The organism is Pelosinus fermentans DSM 17108 (assembly GCF_000271485.2).
Lineage (GTDB): Bacteria > Bacillota > Negativicutes > DSM-13327 > DSM-13327 > Pelosinus > Pelosinus fermentans.
Genome location: NZ_AKVN02000001.1, coordinates 3194116 through 3209871, shown reverse-complemented (window position 1 = coordinate 3209871; position 15756 = coordinate 3194116). Strand labels below are relative to the sequence as shown.

Annotated in this window: 14 protein-coding genes; 13 read left to right on the top strand and 1 reads right to left on the bottom strand. The window is 38.2% G+C overall.

Going from position 1 to position 15756, the window contains the following annotated elements; genetic code table 11:
• The first annotated feature begins 60 nt into the window (after positions 1 to 60).
• The 13 genes from FR7_RS14800 to metA all read left to right on the top strand — a co-directional run bounded on the left by FR7_RS14800 (position 61) and on the right by metA (position 14981).
• Positions 61 to 738, top strand: a complete 678-nt coding sequence (locus tag FR7_RS14800; protein ID WP_007931801.1) for a response regulator — start codon at positions 61 to 63, stop codon at positions 736 to 738.
• Between the two features lie 32 nt (positions 739 to 770).
• Entirely contained in the window at positions 771 to 1994 is a 1224-nt protein-coding gene (locus FR7_RS14795) for a divergent polysaccharide deacetylase family protein (RefSeq protein WP_007931798.1), read from the top strand.
• 566 nt (positions 1995 to 2560) lie between these two features.
• Complete coding sequence (locus FR7_RS14790; protein ID WP_007931796.1) at positions 2561 to 2791, top strand: FeoA family protein; 231 nt, start codon at positions 2561 to 2563, stop codon at positions 2789 to 2791.
• Positions 2792 to 2810: 19 nt separating this feature from the next.
• Positions 2811 to 3023: a FeoA family protein gene (locus FR7_RS14785; protein ID WP_007931793.1), complete on the top strand. Its 213-nt coding sequence runs from the start codon at positions 2811 to 2813 to the stop codon at positions 3021 to 3023.
• 69 nt (positions 3024 to 3092) lie between these two features.
• Positions 3093 to 5477, top strand: coding sequence for a ferrous iron transport protein B (gene feoB / locus FR7_RS14780; protein WP_007931791.1), 2385 nt, complete (start codon positions 3093 to 3095; stop codon positions 5475 to 5477).
• A 107-nt stretch (positions 5478 to 5584) separates the two neighbouring features.
• Positions 5585 to 5740 carry a hypothetical protein gene (locus tag FR7_RS23925; RefSeq protein WP_007931789.1) on the top strand — a complete coding sequence of 52 codons (156 nt, stop codon included), beginning with the start codon at positions 5585 to 5587 and terminating at the stop codon, positions 5738 to 5740.
• A gap of 111 nt (positions 5741 to 5851) precedes the next feature.
• Entirely contained in the window at positions 5852 to 6142 is a 291-nt protein-coding gene (locus tag FR7_RS14775; RefSeq protein WP_007931788.1) for a DUF2325 domain-containing protein, read from the top strand.
• 33 nt (positions 6143 to 6175) lie between these two features.
• Positions 6176 to 6793: a DUF3793 family protein gene (locus FR7_RS14770; RefSeq protein WP_007931786.1), complete on the top strand. Its 618-nt coding sequence runs from the start codon at positions 6176 to 6178 to the stop codon at positions 6791 to 6793.
• A 159-nt stretch (positions 6794 to 6952) separates the two neighbouring features.
• Complete coding sequence (locus FR7_RS14765) at positions 6953 to 7618, top strand: TVP38/TMEM64 family protein (protein ID WP_007931784.1); 666 nt, start codon at positions 6953 to 6955, stop codon at positions 7616 to 7618.
• A 119-nt stretch (positions 7619 to 7737) separates the two neighbouring features.
• Positions 7738 to 9375, top strand: coding sequence for a putative manganese-dependent inorganic diphosphatase (locus FR7_RS14760; protein ID WP_007931782.1), 1638 nt, complete (start codon positions 7738 to 7740; stop codon positions 9373 to 9375).
• Positions 9376 to 9522: 147 nt separating this feature from the next.
• Positions 9523 to 11748, top strand: coding sequence for a DNA helicase PcrA (gene pcrA, locus FR7_RS14755; protein WP_007931780.1), 2226 nt, complete (start codon positions 9523 to 9525; stop codon positions 11746 to 11748).
• Between the two features lie 135 nt (positions 11749 to 11883).
• A complete protein-coding gene (gene ligA / locus FR7_RS14750; protein ID WP_007931778.1) occupies positions 11884 to 13920 on the top strand; it encodes an NAD-dependent DNA ligase LigA in 2037 nt (678 codons plus the stop codon).
• A 107-nt stretch (positions 13921 to 14027) separates the two neighbouring features.
• Positions 14028 to 14981: a homoserine O-acetyltransferase MetA gene (metA, locus tag FR7_RS14745; protein WP_007931777.1), complete on the top strand. Its 954-nt coding sequence runs from the start codon at positions 14028 to 14030 to the stop codon at positions 14979 to 14981.
• Positions 14982 to 15103: 122 nt separating this feature from the next.
• Here the strand turns inward: metA and FR7_RS14740 are convergent, their stop codons facing one another.
• Complete coding sequence (locus FR7_RS14740) at positions 15104 to 15664, bottom strand: nitroreductase family protein (protein WP_007931775.1); 561 nt, start codon at positions 15662 to 15664, stop codon at positions 15104 to 15106.
• Positions 15665 to 15756: the final 92 nt, after the last annotated feature.

The following is a 15756-nucleotide window of genomic DNA, read 5'->3' as shown; positions in this document are numbered from 1 at the left end:
TGCATTCATGAGAAAATAGATGTACAAAGTAAAAGTGAGACGTTGTAAAGGGGAATCAGAATGATAAAGGTCTTAATTGTAGAAGATGATCCTATGGTTGCGGAATTGAATCGGCGTTATGTTGAACGGGTAGAAGGTTTTTTGTTTTATGGTATCGTAAAAAATGGCGAGGAAGCCTTAGCGGCTTTGCGGGAAAAGCATATTGACTTGGTGTTATTAGATATTTTCATGCCGAATATGAATGGATTAGAGCTATTATCTGCTATTCGTCAGCAAGAGTATAGTGTGGATGTTATTGTAGTTTCTGCCGCACGAGATAATCAAAGTATTCAAATGGCTCTTAGAAATGGTGCAGTTGATTATTTAATTAAGCCTTTTGAATTTGAACGGATGCAAACAGCATTAATTAATTTTAAAAAACGTCTTCAGTTAATACGAGAAGCTTCTAATTTGTCACAAAATCTTTTAGATCAGCAAATATTTGCAAGACATTCTCAAATTGAAGGGGAGCTGCCTAAAGGATTAGATCGTAATACAATTAAGCGCGTGTGGGAGCATATACTAGAACAGAAAGATGAATTTACGGCTGAGGAAATGGCGAATTATGTAGGATTATCACCTGTTTCGATTCGGAAATATCTTAAGTATTTCCAAAGCGTGGAGTTGCTGCATGTGGAAATTAGTTATGGTGCTGTAGGAAGACCTGTATATCGATATCGCTGCAATCGTAACCGATAATTGGAAATGTGCATTAAGAAGGGAGACTATATATGGCAAAAGTAAATGATAAAAGAAGTATTTGGCTAGTAATCGTTATTGCGTTAGTGATGACGACTTTATATATAAAGTTCTTTCATGATTCCAATGAGCAGATTCCTCCCAAACACAATCTTGAGAAAACTGGTGCCGGAGCAGTAATCGATTTTACTGATGCGACTAAAAAAATACATTCTGCTGTTGACTCGGTTTTAGCAAAGAATGGATTCTCTATAAAAGAAACGAAAGAAACCACAAAAGAAGTTCCACGAAAAAATATTGAAGGCACCATTCGTTGGCATACAAGGCAATTATTAATAACAGTTCCTGCGGAGGCATCTGCTGAATCGATAAAAGAGATCTTTGCATCCGCAGTGCATAATGCGGATGGTCAAGTTTTTTCTTCTCAGCCAGATACTTATCAAGGAGTAGCTGTAGTTCGAATTGATATTGGTTTAAAAGATCAATTAGCAAAAGAAGATGTTACGATCATCAGTGATCGGGTTTATCTGACTCAAGGGAAGCCGCTTAGTCCAAAGACTGCAAATAACATAGACGCCAAATATGATGGAAGCATCAAAGGAAAAATGGCGATCATCATAGATGACTTTGGCTATAATCAAGAATCAATTGCTGCATTTGCTGCGCTGAATCGTCCGATTACTTTTGCTGTAATACCCTATCGTCCATTTAGTAATGAGGCTGCAGCGAAAGGCTTAAGTTCGGGGAACCAGGTTATTTTGCATTTGCCGATGGAACCATTATCGCAAAGTGCACAATCGGAAGAGCTGACAGTCTCCGTCAATATGAGTGATGAAGAAGTTCAAAGCATGGTGAAACAAGCCATTCAATCTGTGCCTGGAATCATTGGGGTTAATAACCATCAAGGCTCAAGAGCTACCGCTGATCGACGAGTGATGAAGGATGTACTTGCTGTTTTGAAGGAAAATCATTTGTTTTTTGTTGATAGTCGTACAAATAGTCAATCAATAGCAGCTGAGACCGCGAGACAGATGGGAATAAAGACAGGAGAAAATGAATTATTTCTTGACAATACAGACGAGGTAAGTGCTGTTAAAGCCAAATTGCGAACGGCTCAAGAAATGGCAATCAAACATAGTACAGTAACCGTCATCGGACATGCCCGGATGAATACTGCTATAGCAGTGAAGGAAATGATACCGGAGCTTGAATCTCAAGGGATACAGTTAGTTTTTGTTTCTCAACTTTTGCAATGAGGAAATTCATTCGAAATTTATAAGATCTGTTATAAATACCCATAAGAAAAAGCTTGCTAATTTAGAATGACCATGTTATTATTTAGTCAAGCACCATCCTTACAAGTGACTTAGGTAATGCAAAGAGTATTGGAATCCAGATTCCCAGTCTTAGCAGTTAATTAGTCGGTTTGAGGTAGAGTGTTTTTTGTTTTGAAATTTCCAAGTATGTAAGAGAAGATTGGTAAGAATTGCTTTCTGTTGGTAAAGGTTAATAAATGAGGTAGTTCGTCCTGAAAGGTTGATGTTGAGGTTTGTCTTTAAGTGAAACTTAATGTAAGGATGGTTGCTTTTTGAGAGAAGGTTAAAAACCTTCTCTCTTTATTTTTTAAAAGATATTTCTGGTTGTCACGGAAGTTAAATATAAGCGCTTATCAAAGAGTATAACAAATGTTCACCACCGTTTTCATGAATTTTATTGGTACAAATACAATATGAATGCTTGACAGTTATACCTAATTTCAGGTAATATATATGCAAGCACGATAATGATAATTGGTATCATTTCTTGAAAGGGAGAGAACAATATGAGCAAGGTTCTGAGTGAGTTTTTGCCAGGGGAAAAAGGGACCGTTAAAAAAGTAACAGGCAATAGTATGATCAAACGACGCATTATTGATATGGGTGTTGTAGCAGGTGCTGTAATCGAAGTCCAGAAATATGCACCTTTGGGAGATCCTATGGAAGTCAAAGTAAAAGGCTTTAATCTTTCTTTACGAAAAAAAGAAGCTGAAATGATAGAAATGGAAACGGCTTAAGCAAAGGAGTGATTTCAACATGCCATTAGTATTTGCTAGAGTAGGTCAAAAATGCATAATCAGAAAATTTTCCTGTTCTTGTGAGATACGTATGCGCATGGTGAACATGGGGCTCTTTCCCGGATGTCCTATAGAAATATTGAATTCAATGAATGGGACCCTGCTGCTGAAAGTAGGTAGTGCTAGGGTGATGTTAGAAAAATGTTTAGCTCATCAAATTCACGTGAGTTAATATACATTTACAGGTGATAATGAGAATTAATTCCTAACAGTTTAGTGTTTGATTGAAAGGGGCATGAGGATGACAAGAAAAAAAATAACGGCTGCGTTAGTTGGCAATCCGAATTCAGGTAAAACGACGATCTTTAATAATGTGACTGGGGGACGCCAGCATGTAGGTAATTATCCTGGTGTTACGGTTGAGAAAAAAGAAGGCTATAAGAATTTAGGCGATAAAGAATTTGCAATTATAGATTTACCAGGAACTTATAGCTTAACCGCATATTCACAAGAAGAAGTTGTAACACGCAATTTTATTGTAAATGATAAGCCCGATGTGGTAATTGATATTCTGGATGCATCTAATTTGGAAAGGAATTTGTATTTAGCCATACAACTTTTAGAACTAGAACATCCTTTATTATTAGCATTAAACATGGTGGATGTAGCTGAAGATATAGGGGTAAAAATTAATGATTCTAAACTTTCTCAGTGTTTAAATGGTACTCCCGTTGTACGTACGATAGGTGTACGCAATGAAGGAACCGATGCAATGCTGCTGGCTGCCGCAGAAGCCAGCGATAATAAACAAAGTAATGGTTTTAAGCTTGATTATGGAAGTGATGTCGAAGAGGCGATTAAAAAATTAGAACCTTTATTGGTAGCCTTACATAATGAAATCAAATTTCCTGTGCGGTGGTTAGCTTTAAAACTGTTAGAAAATGATGCGAATATAAAACAATCTCTTGCAAAACTATCGAATTCTGATTCTGTTGTTAATGAATGTGATAAAATCAGGATTGAATTGAGTCATAAAATCGGTGAAGATGTTGAATTGTTTGTTGCCGGCCAACGTTATCAATTTGTAGGAAAGGTATACCAACAAATTGCAGATGTCAGAGATGCACATGCGATAACAACTTCAGATAAAATCGATAAAGTTCTAACAAATCGATTGTTTGGATTGCCAATCTTTTTTGGTTTGATGTGGGTTGTTTTTAATTTAGTATTTACCATTGGTGATGTCCCTTCCGGGTGGATTGAAGACGCATTTGGCAAGCTTGGTGAATTGATAGGAAGTGTTATGTCGGATGGTCCTTTAAAATCCTTGGTGGTTGATGGTATCATCGGAGGTGTAGGTGGAGTTCTGACCTTCGTACCAGGCATTATACTATTGTTTTTAGCGATTTCTATTTTGGAAGATACGGGATATATGGCTAGAGCAGCTTTTATTATGGATAGAATGATGCGTAAGTTCGGTTTGCATGGTAAGTCCTTTATTCCTTTATTGTTGGGATTCGGTTGTAGTGTACCGGCAATTATGGGCTCTAGGATGCTGGAGAATCCTAGAGATCGAATGATTACCATATTGGTTTCTCCTCTTATGAGCTGTAGTGCAAAGTTACCAGTGTATACCGTTTTAATAGCTGCTTTTTTTGATCCGAGTGTTGCTGGTAATGTATTATTTTCAATTTACATTTTAGGAATTGTACTGTTGATGATTATGGCGAGTATTTTTCGAAAAACCTTGTTCAAGGGTGAAAGTGAACCTTTTGTTATGGAATTACCACCATACCGTGTGCCTACGCTTAAAAGTATAATCCTTCATATGTGGGAACGCAGCTCTTTGTATTTGAAAAAAGCAGGAACGATAATTTTAGCAGCATCGATATTAATGTGGTTCTTGACTAATTATCCTAGTGAGGTAGAATATAGTAAAGACTATGATGCTTTAGCAGTACAAGCTGAAGAAACATATACTCGACAAGTTGGCGAAGATGTATTAGCACCGCTAAATATTGAAGATATTGAACAAAATGAACAACTTACAGCTTTAGTGGGTGAAATTCAAGACGCTAATGCAGAATTTGATGAAGCTGCAGCAGAATTAGAAGAAGATAGTGCAGAGTATGCAGAGCTTGAAACTGCAAAAACAGAAAAAATGCAACAATTTGAAACCGATAACCCAGAGTTATATGCCAGTGCTGCAAAGTATGTTGAGCTTACTGCTTCTTTGGAAGAAGAAAAGACTCATTTGGAAAATGAACAAACGGGTGAAAAACTTGAAAAAAGTTATTCGGGGCAATTGGGAAAATTTGTTGAACCTGTCATACAGCCTCTTGGCTTTGACTGGCGAGTTGGTGTTAGTCTTGTTGCCGGAGTTACAGCTAAAGAAGTGGTCTTAAGTACGATGGGAACCATTTATAGTTTAGGAGAGACAGATGAAAATTCTAAATCTCTAAAACATGCACTAGCACAAGATCCTAATTTAAATCCACTGGTCGCTTACAGTCTAATGGTATTTGTACTAATCTACTCTCCGTGTTTAGCTGCTCTTGCAGTAATGAAGAGAGAAACCAATTCATGGAAATGGCCGGCATTTAGCTTGGTTTATGGGACAGCTTTGGCTTGGGTTGTGACATTTATTGTATACCAAGGTGGTAAATTATTAGGCTTTGGCAGTTAGTTTAACAATTAATATTGGTTTGTTGGTTTGCACTAGTTCACTTAGTGCAAACCCAAACCTTATCAATATAAACTTAGTTTAAGTAATGCTAAAAGGAGGAATTTGAGATGGAAAACCTGATACTATATAGCATTGGTGCAGTGGCATTAGGTTATTTTGCTTTAACTGTGTGGAAAAAAGTAACAGGAAAAGGAGGATCATGTTGCAGTTCTGAGAGTTGTAACGACTGTGAATGTACAGATAAGAATAATGATGAAAAATAGGTAAAGGGATGAAGATAGCTTTTAGGCTAACTTTATTTTTTAAACAATTAATGAGAATGATAATCAATAACAAGTAACGAATAAATAATAAAATGAAAAGGGGATATTAATATGTCTATTGTTGTAATTGGAGCCGATTATTTAGGAATTATTGAAAAGAATCTGTATTCGTTAGGGGTAACTAAATTGACTCATATTGATGGAAGGCGAGTCTCAAATCAAAATAAAATAAGCATCCCTAAAAAAACCCAGTTTGTATTAGTCTTAACTGATTATGTGAATCACAATACTGCTAAGATGGTAAAAGCCGTTGCTAAAGCGCAGGATGTACCGTTGGTGTTTGCCAAACGTTCTTGGGGGTCTGTTGAAGAAAAATTAGTTTCTGCAGGTGTGATGAATTAATCAGCATTATTATTTTTACAAGGTGGAATGGATATGTGTTGGAAAGAATTTTTGCAAGTTCAAGGTAGTAAGAATGATGCTGACTTTTTCTTTAAGTGGCTGGCGGTTGAATTAGCACCGACAATTTACGGTGAAAAACCAGGTACATTGCTTAATCTAATGGATTCCTCCAAAATCTTTATGAAGACAATGTGGCTTCAATATGGTGAAGCGTTATTAGCAAATGGTAATGTGGAGTGGCTGGTACTTAAAAATGAGCCCCATAGCATGAAAATACTTTTTTATCGTGTAGATTTATTAAACAGTTATGTTAATGATGAAGAAAATCGACGCTTTTTAGAAAGATTCGGTTATCATACAAGCATGAGTTTAGAAGATCTTCTGCTATATTTTAAAGGACGCTTTCAATCGATGTGCCCCCACGAAATGGGAATTTTATTGGGAATACCTTTGAAAGATGTTATGGGGTTTATGGGCATGGGTAAAGAAGGTCATACCTGTCAGGGTATGTGGAAAGTATATGGTGATCCTGAAACCTCACTGGGTATCATGCAGCGGATGGAAGAGATGAAAAGTCAAGTTGCTGGTTGGATGATGCAAGGTTACAAAGTGACTGATGTGTTGTGCGGTCCTTATTCGCAAACGGCTTAAATCTCTTCTCATTCCCCAGTTTAGTGAAAGTTCTATGGTAAAAGGAGTTTTTGATTATAAAGAATATTTTTATCTTTACATTATAGTAAGAATAAAGTTATAATCTGTAAGTCGATATTAGGGCTTTATTCTTACTATAATTGAGGTTTTTATTTAATAATGATGATGCTATGTGAAAAGAAATCAGCTATGAAAGCTGGTTTTTTATTGGTTTTAGTCTTTTTAGGTTTATCATTTGTACATGTTGTAGGAGTCAGTCGCCTGACGCCTGAATCGATTCGTAATGTAATAGTATCTTTTGGTTGGTGGGGACCTGTAATGTACGTTTTTATGTACAGTATCAGACCCTTGCTTTTATTTCCTGCTATTATTCTCACGTTAGCTGGCGGTTTAGCTTTTGGCCCTTGGTGGGGTACTATTTATGTTGTAGTTGGTGGAGTACTAGGTGCATGTTTGTGCTTTGGAATAGCTCGCTTATTAGGGCGTAAAAAAATGCAAAAATACCTAAGTAAATTTTCGTATTTACAGATATTTGAGAGCAAGATGGCGGCTAATGGTTTTCGTACCATGTTATTTATGCGAATTGTACCTATTTTCCCTTATGATCCAGTCAGTTACTTAGCTGGATTATCTAAAATTCGTTTTCGTGACTATGTTTTGGCCACGACTCTTGGGATGATTCCTGGTGCCTTTGCCTATAATGTTTTAGGGTATTCTCTTTTGGATATATTTTCTTCCACCTTTTTATTTGGAATCGCCTTGGCAGCTCTTGTTTTTTTTACTCCGCTGGCCTATCATTTACTTAATAAAAATAGAAGGGTTTGACTTTTGGGCAAACCCTTCTATTTTTATTAATAACTTGCCTATTCAATTTTCAATAAATAAGGTAAAATATAAAGTGGAAAAATTGTAGCAGTATAAGAAATAGCACTGGAGGACTTATCATGACAGAACTTTCTAAACCGACTTATGTTGTCGGGCATCGCAATCCAGATACAGATTCCATATGCTCGGCAATTGGTTATGCTTATTTTCAGCAAGTTAGAGGGGTAAATGCTGTAGCGGCCAGAGTTGGAAAAATAAATAGCGAAACAAAGTTTGTTTTAGAAACGCTAGGGTTTGTTCCGCCCGAACTGATTACGGATTTATATCCGAGAGTTAAAGACATTATGCAGTCAGAAGTAGTAACGGCGGGTCCTAAAGATACATTGCGGGATTTGGGGCGCATTATGAGACAACATAAGGTGAAATCAGTGCCTGTTGTAGATGAAAAGCGTTTCATGACGGGTGTTGTTACCGTAGGTGATTTAGCGAATTTATATTTTGATGAATTGCAAATGCAGGATTTAAGCCAAGCTGGTGTAGATTTTACTGGTGTGTTAAAGGCTTTAGAAGGTAGTCTGCTCTGCGGAGATAACTTAGAACGTAAAGTAGCAGGCAGAGTGCATATTGCAGCTGGAAGCCACAGTTTAATACAAAAATTTGTTAGTGCGAATGATATTGTATTGGTAGGGGACCGCAAGAATGCACAATTAACCTGTTTAGATTGTGGTATTTCCTGCCTGGTAGTTACAGGCAATGTTAAGGTGGATGAAGAAGTAATTCAAAAAGCAGCCAGATTAGGTGTTTTGGTTATTGAATCGGCTCATGATACCTACACTTGTGCCCGTTTAATAAACCAAAGTATTCCGTTAGAAATGGTCATGCGCAAAGAAGTAATTACCTTTAAACCTACAGATTTAGTTACTGATATAAAAAAAATAGTCGCTGATACGAATTACCGGGTATATCCAGTTGTAGAAAATGGAAAATTAGTCGGAGCCATTCATCGTGATAAATTGATTGTGCAGGAGCGGACAAAAGTAATTCTTGTAGATCATAATGAAAGCGGGCAGGCTGTTGAAGGGATTGAAGAAGCCCAAATTATAGAGATCATTGACCATCACCGCTTAGGCGGCTTGCAAACGAGTGAACCGATCTTTATCCGGCATGAGCCTGTTGGCTGCACAGCTACAATTGTTGCCAACATGTACTGGCATCGTAATATAACCATACCCTCAAATATTGCAGGTTTATTATTAGCGGCTATTTTATCTGATACGGTTTTATTTAAATCACCAACCTGCACTGACAAGGATCAACGAACTGCTAAGCAATTAGCAGAACTTGCCCAGCTAGATGTTCATGGGTTTGGAATGAGTATATTAAAAGCAGGAGCTAGTATTAAGGGAATGTCAACTGCTGATATTATTGCCAATGACATTAAGGAATTTCAGATTGGCGATTATCGGATGACGATTGGACAAATATCTGTTATGGATGCTGATGAAGTTCTATCGATAAAAGAAGAATTGCAGCAGAGTATGGAAGCACTGCGTCAGAAGGAAAACTATGATATGGTTTTATTAATGGTTACAGATATTTTGAATGAGGGCACTCATTTAGTATACATTGGGCAGCCTGTAAGTTTGTTAAAGCAAGCCTTTGGCAGCGAGGGTAAGGAGCGAGTTCTGTACCTCCCGGGCGTTATGTCGCGAAAGAAGCAGATTATTCCACCCATGTCAGAAGCCGCAAGAATATAGTTCAGCGGTTTGGCTATAAATAGATTATAGAAGAGCTTAAAATGCTCTATATAATCTATTTTTTTATAATTAACAGGAACTATCACAATTTTGCCGAATTAATTAAGGTTATTAAAACTCAAAAGTTGTGTTACTACGGAGGAAACTATGCAAAATATTATCGCTGGCTTAAATCCCATGCAAAGAGAAGCGGTTTTACATACCAATGGACCACTACTCATTATGGCGGGTGCAGGATCTGGTAAGACCAAGGTATTAACTTGCCGCATTGCCTATCTTTTGGAACAAGGTGTAGCGCCTTATAATATTTTAGCCATTACCTTTACGAATAAAGCTGCTGCAGAAATGAAAGAGCGCGTGCATACTATGGTCGGTGCTCAATCCAAAGATATTTGGCTTAGTACGTTTCATGCTTTTTGTGCTAAATTACTGCGTATGGAGATTAGCGGAATGGCTGGTTATAAAAGTAATTTTGTAATTTATGATACTTCCGATACCCAGTCTCTCGTTAAAAGTTGTTTAAAACAATTAAATCTGGATGATAAGCAGTTTCAGCCAAGCAGTGTTTTAGCTGCCATATCCAATGCTAAGAATGCCTTACAAGATGAACAGCAATTCACATCCTTATCCAGTAATTTTCATGAACAAAAAATAGCAGAAATCTATCAGTTATACCAACAGAAATTACGTACTAACAATGCCTTGGATTTTGATGATCTGCTCATGTTATCGGTGAGGCTCTTACAGAATAATGAAGAGGTTTTGGCAAAATACCAACGTAAATTTCACTATATTATGATTGATGAATACCAAGATACAAATAGAGCCCAATATTTGTTGGCAGGTATGCTGGCGGATAAGCATCGCAATCTTTGTGTTGTAGGTGATGCGGATCAGAGTATTTATGGTTGGCGGGGAGCGGATATTCGTAATATTTTAGATTTTGAAAAAGATTATCCAGAAGCCAAAATGATTACCTTAGAGCAAAATTATCGTTCGACTCAGGTGATTTTAGATGCTGCCAATGCTGTAATTGAGCACAATAGCTCCCGGAAACCGAAGGAATTGTGGACGCAAAATCCTCAAGGTGAACTGATTACTCACTATTTAGCTCACCATGAGAAGGATGAAGCCCAGTTCATTGGGGATACTATTACTAAGCTAAATACAGTGTATCGTACGTCTTATGGTGACGTTGCAATATTATATCGCACCAATACCCAGTCTAGGGCGATTGAAGAAGCTTTCATGCAGGCTGGTATTCCTTATGTGATTGTAGGAGGATTAAAATTCTATGACCGTAAGGAGATCAAAGATATCTTAGCTTATTTGCGAGTTATTTTTAATCCGGCAGATAGTGTCAGTCTTTTGCGAATTATCAACGTGCCTAGGAGGGGACTTGGAGATACTACGATTAGCCGCTTAACAGCTTATGCTGCAGAGAATAATATGACATTGTTTGATGTGGTGAGTAATCCTGAATTAGTACCAGGACTTACTGCAAGAGCAAAAGCTCCGTTAGAATTTTTGGCGGAACTGATTTTTAACTTAATGGCTCAAGTACATTCCTTGTCTGTTGTAGAATTAGTGAACAAAGTAATGCATGACTCTGGTTATGTAGAGGAGTTGCAAAAGAGCACTGATTTGCAAGATGAAAATAGGCTGGACAATTTAAAAGAGTTTCTAAGTGTTGCAAAGGAGTTTGCCAAGAGTGACGGGGAAGAAACTTTAGAACGGTTCTTAGAGCAGGTTGCTTTGGTTGCTGATATTGATAATGCTGAAATATCAGAGGCCCGTGTTACACTTATGACACTGCACTCTGCAAAAGGATTGGAATTTCCAGTCGTTTTTATGGCTGGTATGGAAGAAGGGCTTTTCCCTCATTCACGCACATTAATGAATGAAGAAGAAATTGAAGAAGAACGGCGAATTTGCTATGTAGGTATTACAAGAGCCCGCCGCAAATTATATATGACCAATGCCCGCATGCGCACCATTTATGGCAGGACGCAAATGTTTCCTTTATCCCGGTTCTTGAGCGAAATTCCGAGTGCCATGGTGGAAAAATATTCAGGCAGGCAAAATCATTATGGTTTTGCCAGTAATGGAAGTAAGGCGACCATCAATCCACCTGCTTCAAGTTCCACCGTTGTACAAAGTCCCCTGCGAGCTCCTATTGTGAAAGCTCATCCTCAAAAAGAGCAAAGCCGTGGTACTTGGAAAGTCGCTGATAAGGCTCAGCATACAAAGTGGGGAGTTGGTACTGTCATTGAGGTGAAGGGGAGCGGAGACAGCCAGGAGCTTAAAATTGCGTTTCCGGGCCTTGGCATCAAACTTGTCGTTGCGAATATGGCGCCGATTACCAAAGTGTAATAGAGAAGGAATAGTAAGCCTTGGGCTGTATGTTAGTGCAGCTGGTATAAAAGAAAGATACTTTGTGACAATATAAGAAAGCTGCAGTCTATGCTGCAGCTTTCCTGATTCTAATTTGGGAGTGATAGCAAAGCCGTGGAAAAAAAGCTAGATGATATACAGGAAATTCAAAACAAAATCATCCAGTTGCGTGAACAACTCCATTATCACAACTATCGTTACTATGTTCTTGATGATCCTGAAATGGGGGATGGAGAATTTGATCTGTTAATGCGCAGTTTAATCGAGCTGGAATCATCTTATCCCCAACTGATCACGGCGGATTCTCCTACCCAGCGAGTGGGCGGCATGGTTGCAGGCGGTTTTAAGCGTGTAAATCATGCTACACCCATGCGCAGTTTAGGAAACTGCTTTGCTGCAGATGAATTATTAGCTTTTCATAATCGAGTGCAAAATGGTCTGGGAGAAGAGCAGGATATTGAATATGTAGTAGAACTAAAGATTGATGGTTTAGCAATTAATTTAATCTATGAAAACGGTCATTTGGTAAGTGGTGTTACCCGGGGCGATGGTACCCAGGGAGAAGACGTGACTACGAATATTCGAACCATTAAATCAATACCGTTAATGCTGCGTGGTGATCATGCTGGAATTCCTTCTTTTCTGGAGGTGCGTGGTGAAATTTATATGCCCCGTAAGGAATTTGAGCGTTTAAATCATGAACGAGAAGAAGCAGGCGAAGCATTATTAGCAAATCCGCGTAATGCTGCTGCAGGGTCTTTGCGCCAGCTTGACCCGAAAGTGACAGCTAATCGAGCCTTAGATGTTTTTGTATACGGTATTGGTACTTATACAGGTATTGAATTAACTACACATGGACAGGTGCTAGGATATCTCAGTCAGCTAGGATTAAAAACCAACCCTCATTATCAGATATTTAATCAGATCGAAGATGTGATTGCTTACTGTACGGGTTTTGCTGAAAAGCGTCATGAACTTCCTTATGAGATTGATGGGATGGTCATAAAGGTAAATGATTTAAGCAGTCAGCAAATCTTAGGTTATACAGCTAAAGACCCAAGATGGGCGATTGCTTATAAATTTCCAGCGGAACAAGCGATTACTGTGGTAGAAGATATTTTTGTCGGGCTTGGCCGGACGGGAGTTTTGACGCCAACAGCAATTCTTCGCCCTGTAAGAGTAGCCGGTTCTACCGTTAGCCGAGCGACCTTACATAATCAAGACTATATAGAAGAAAAAGATATTCGTATTGGAGATACGGTAATTATTCATAAAGCAGGAGAAGTCATTCCGAAAGTTGTTGCAGTGGTAAAGGAGAAACGTACTGGAGGGGAGATCCCCTTTGTTATGCCAGAGGAATGTCCTGAATGCAAAGGTAAAGTAATAAGGCAAGAGGGGGAGTCTGCTCACAAGTGTACAAATCCCCATTGTCCTGCACTTTTTCGGGAAGGCTTAATTCACTTTGTATCTCGTGATGCTATGAATATTGATGGCTTGGGGCCAGCAGTATTAAATGCCTTAGTGGATACTGGCCTTGTTAAAGATGTGGCAGACTTGTATCGATTAGAAATGGAACAAGTCCTTACAGTACCACGAATGGGTAAGAAGTCAGCAGAAAATCTGCTCACTGCTATTGAAAACAGCAAACAGGCAGGCTTGTCCAGATTGTTATTTGCTTTAGGCATTCGTCACGTTGGCGTAAAAGCTGCCGGAATCGTAGCAAAGCGTTATGGTAATATGGAGGATATAAAGCAAGCTTCAGTAGAAGAACTGCTGGAGCTGGATGAAGTAGGCACTAAAATTGCAGAAAGCATCGTTGCATATTTTGCTGCTGAAGAAAATTTGGAACTGGTTGCTAGACTTGAAACTGCTGGGTTAAATATGACAGAAGAAAAGCAAATAATTACGGAAAATCAGCTTTTCTCAGGGAAAACGTTTGTATTAACAGGAACCTTAGATAAAATGAGTCGTAATCAGGCCGCTGACATGATTCAAAAATTAGGTGGTAAAGTATCCGGATCAGTTAGTAAAAAAACGAATTATGTAGTTGCTGGTACAGAAGCAGGCAGTAAACTTGATAAAGCTCAGGAGTTAGGAATAGAAGTGCTAGAGGAAGAAGATTTTCTAAAAATGGTTGGGAATGTTGAATAATTTAAAAATAGTGAAAAGGAATATTAGGACTTTTTGGAGAATTGCATTAGAATAAAAGTTACGTAAATTGTTCTAATGATTTTTCAAGTGAAAAGGAGTCAAAGAATATGCCTATAAAAATCCCCAATAATTTGCCAGCTGTAAATATTCTTGAGAAAGAAAATATTTTTACAATGGATGAAGATCGTGCCTATGCGCAAGATATACGCCCACTTCGAATATTATTATTAAATTTGATGCCGACGAAAATTGTTACAGAGACACAATTACTCCGGTTATTGGGGAATTCACCCCTGCAGGTAGAATTTGATTTCATCTACACAGCGACCTATGAACCTAAAAATACACCTCATGAACATCTCGTTAAGTTCTATGAGACTTTTGCTGATGTGAAAGATCGTAAGTATGATGGCATGATCATTACTGGTGCGCCAGTGGAAAAAATGCCTTATGAGGAAGTTGTCTATTGGAGTGAGTTGTGTGAAATTATGGATTGGAGTAGAAAGAATGTCTACTCTACCCTACATATTTGCTGGGGAGCTCAAGCTGCTTTGTATCATTATTACGGTATTCCTAAACATGACTTACCTCAAAAATTATTTGGTGTGTTTCCTCACACTGTAAATATGAAAGAAAAAATGTTATTTCGGGGCTTTGATGAAGTTTTTTATGTTCCTCATTCCAGACATACAGATATAAAAAAAGAAGATGTGGAGAAGGTGCCCCAATTATCCATCCTGTCTGAGTCAGAAGAGGCGGGTGTTTATGCAGTCATTGACAAAACCTATCGGCATTTATTTATTACGGGTCATGCTGAATATGATGTATTAACTCTTAAAACAGAATATGATCGTGATGTGGCAGAAGGGTTGCCTATTAATATTCCAGTCAATTATTATCCCAATGATGATCCTCAAAAAACACCAATCGTGCGTTGGCGCAGTGCAGCCAATTTACTGTTTTCCAATTGGCTTAATTATTATGTATATCAAGGAACTCCTTTTGATTTGAATCGCTTAAGTGAAGATGAATTGCGTGGTATTGATGGGGATGGGATTTAACTAAAACACTTTCTAGTTATTTGTCAGCTGTGGAGTAATGTAGAGGCTGTATTCCATGATGAATGGAATACAGCCTCTACTTTTTCATAGGAGCCATTTATAGTATGACTACCATCGTATTTCTATTTTATAATCGTTATTGTACCTTCTTTGCGCGGGGCAGGAGTTGGTTTTTCGCCGGCATTGTAGCCAAATGCTCCGGAAGCAACGATTGAATAGCCCTCAGGAATACCTAATTCCCTATTTAAGGATCGTCCTTCTTCAATATCAAACAAAGAGCGTAGAGAGTGAATCCAAACAGATCCTATGTCCAAAGCATGGGCAGCGAGAAATAAATTTCCTAATGCAAGGCTGCCATTATGTTGTGGAGCAATTGCTTTTTCATTACCAGAAACAATAATTAATGTTGGTGCATGGTAAAAGGGGCTAAAATTTTCGGCTTTGGCTCGTTCTGCAAAATCTGGGTTTCCTGAATTAAAAAAAATTGTCCGAAGGACTTCGTTGATTTTTCCTAGCAAATCCTTGTTTTGTATTACAGTAAAGTGCCAGGATTGTTCATTTCGGGCGCTGGGAGCAAATTGGCCTGCTTCGAGAATTACCGCTAATTCACTGTCCTTAATCTGCTCTTGTTTGAAGTTTCTAATGCTCCTGCGCTGCAAGATTGCCTTTACAATTTCACTCATGTTGTTGTCCTCCTACTGTTTTTATATTAACAAGTTACATAGCAATTCTCTTTGGGATATGCAGCTTGTTTAATATGAATCCGAAAGTCTTA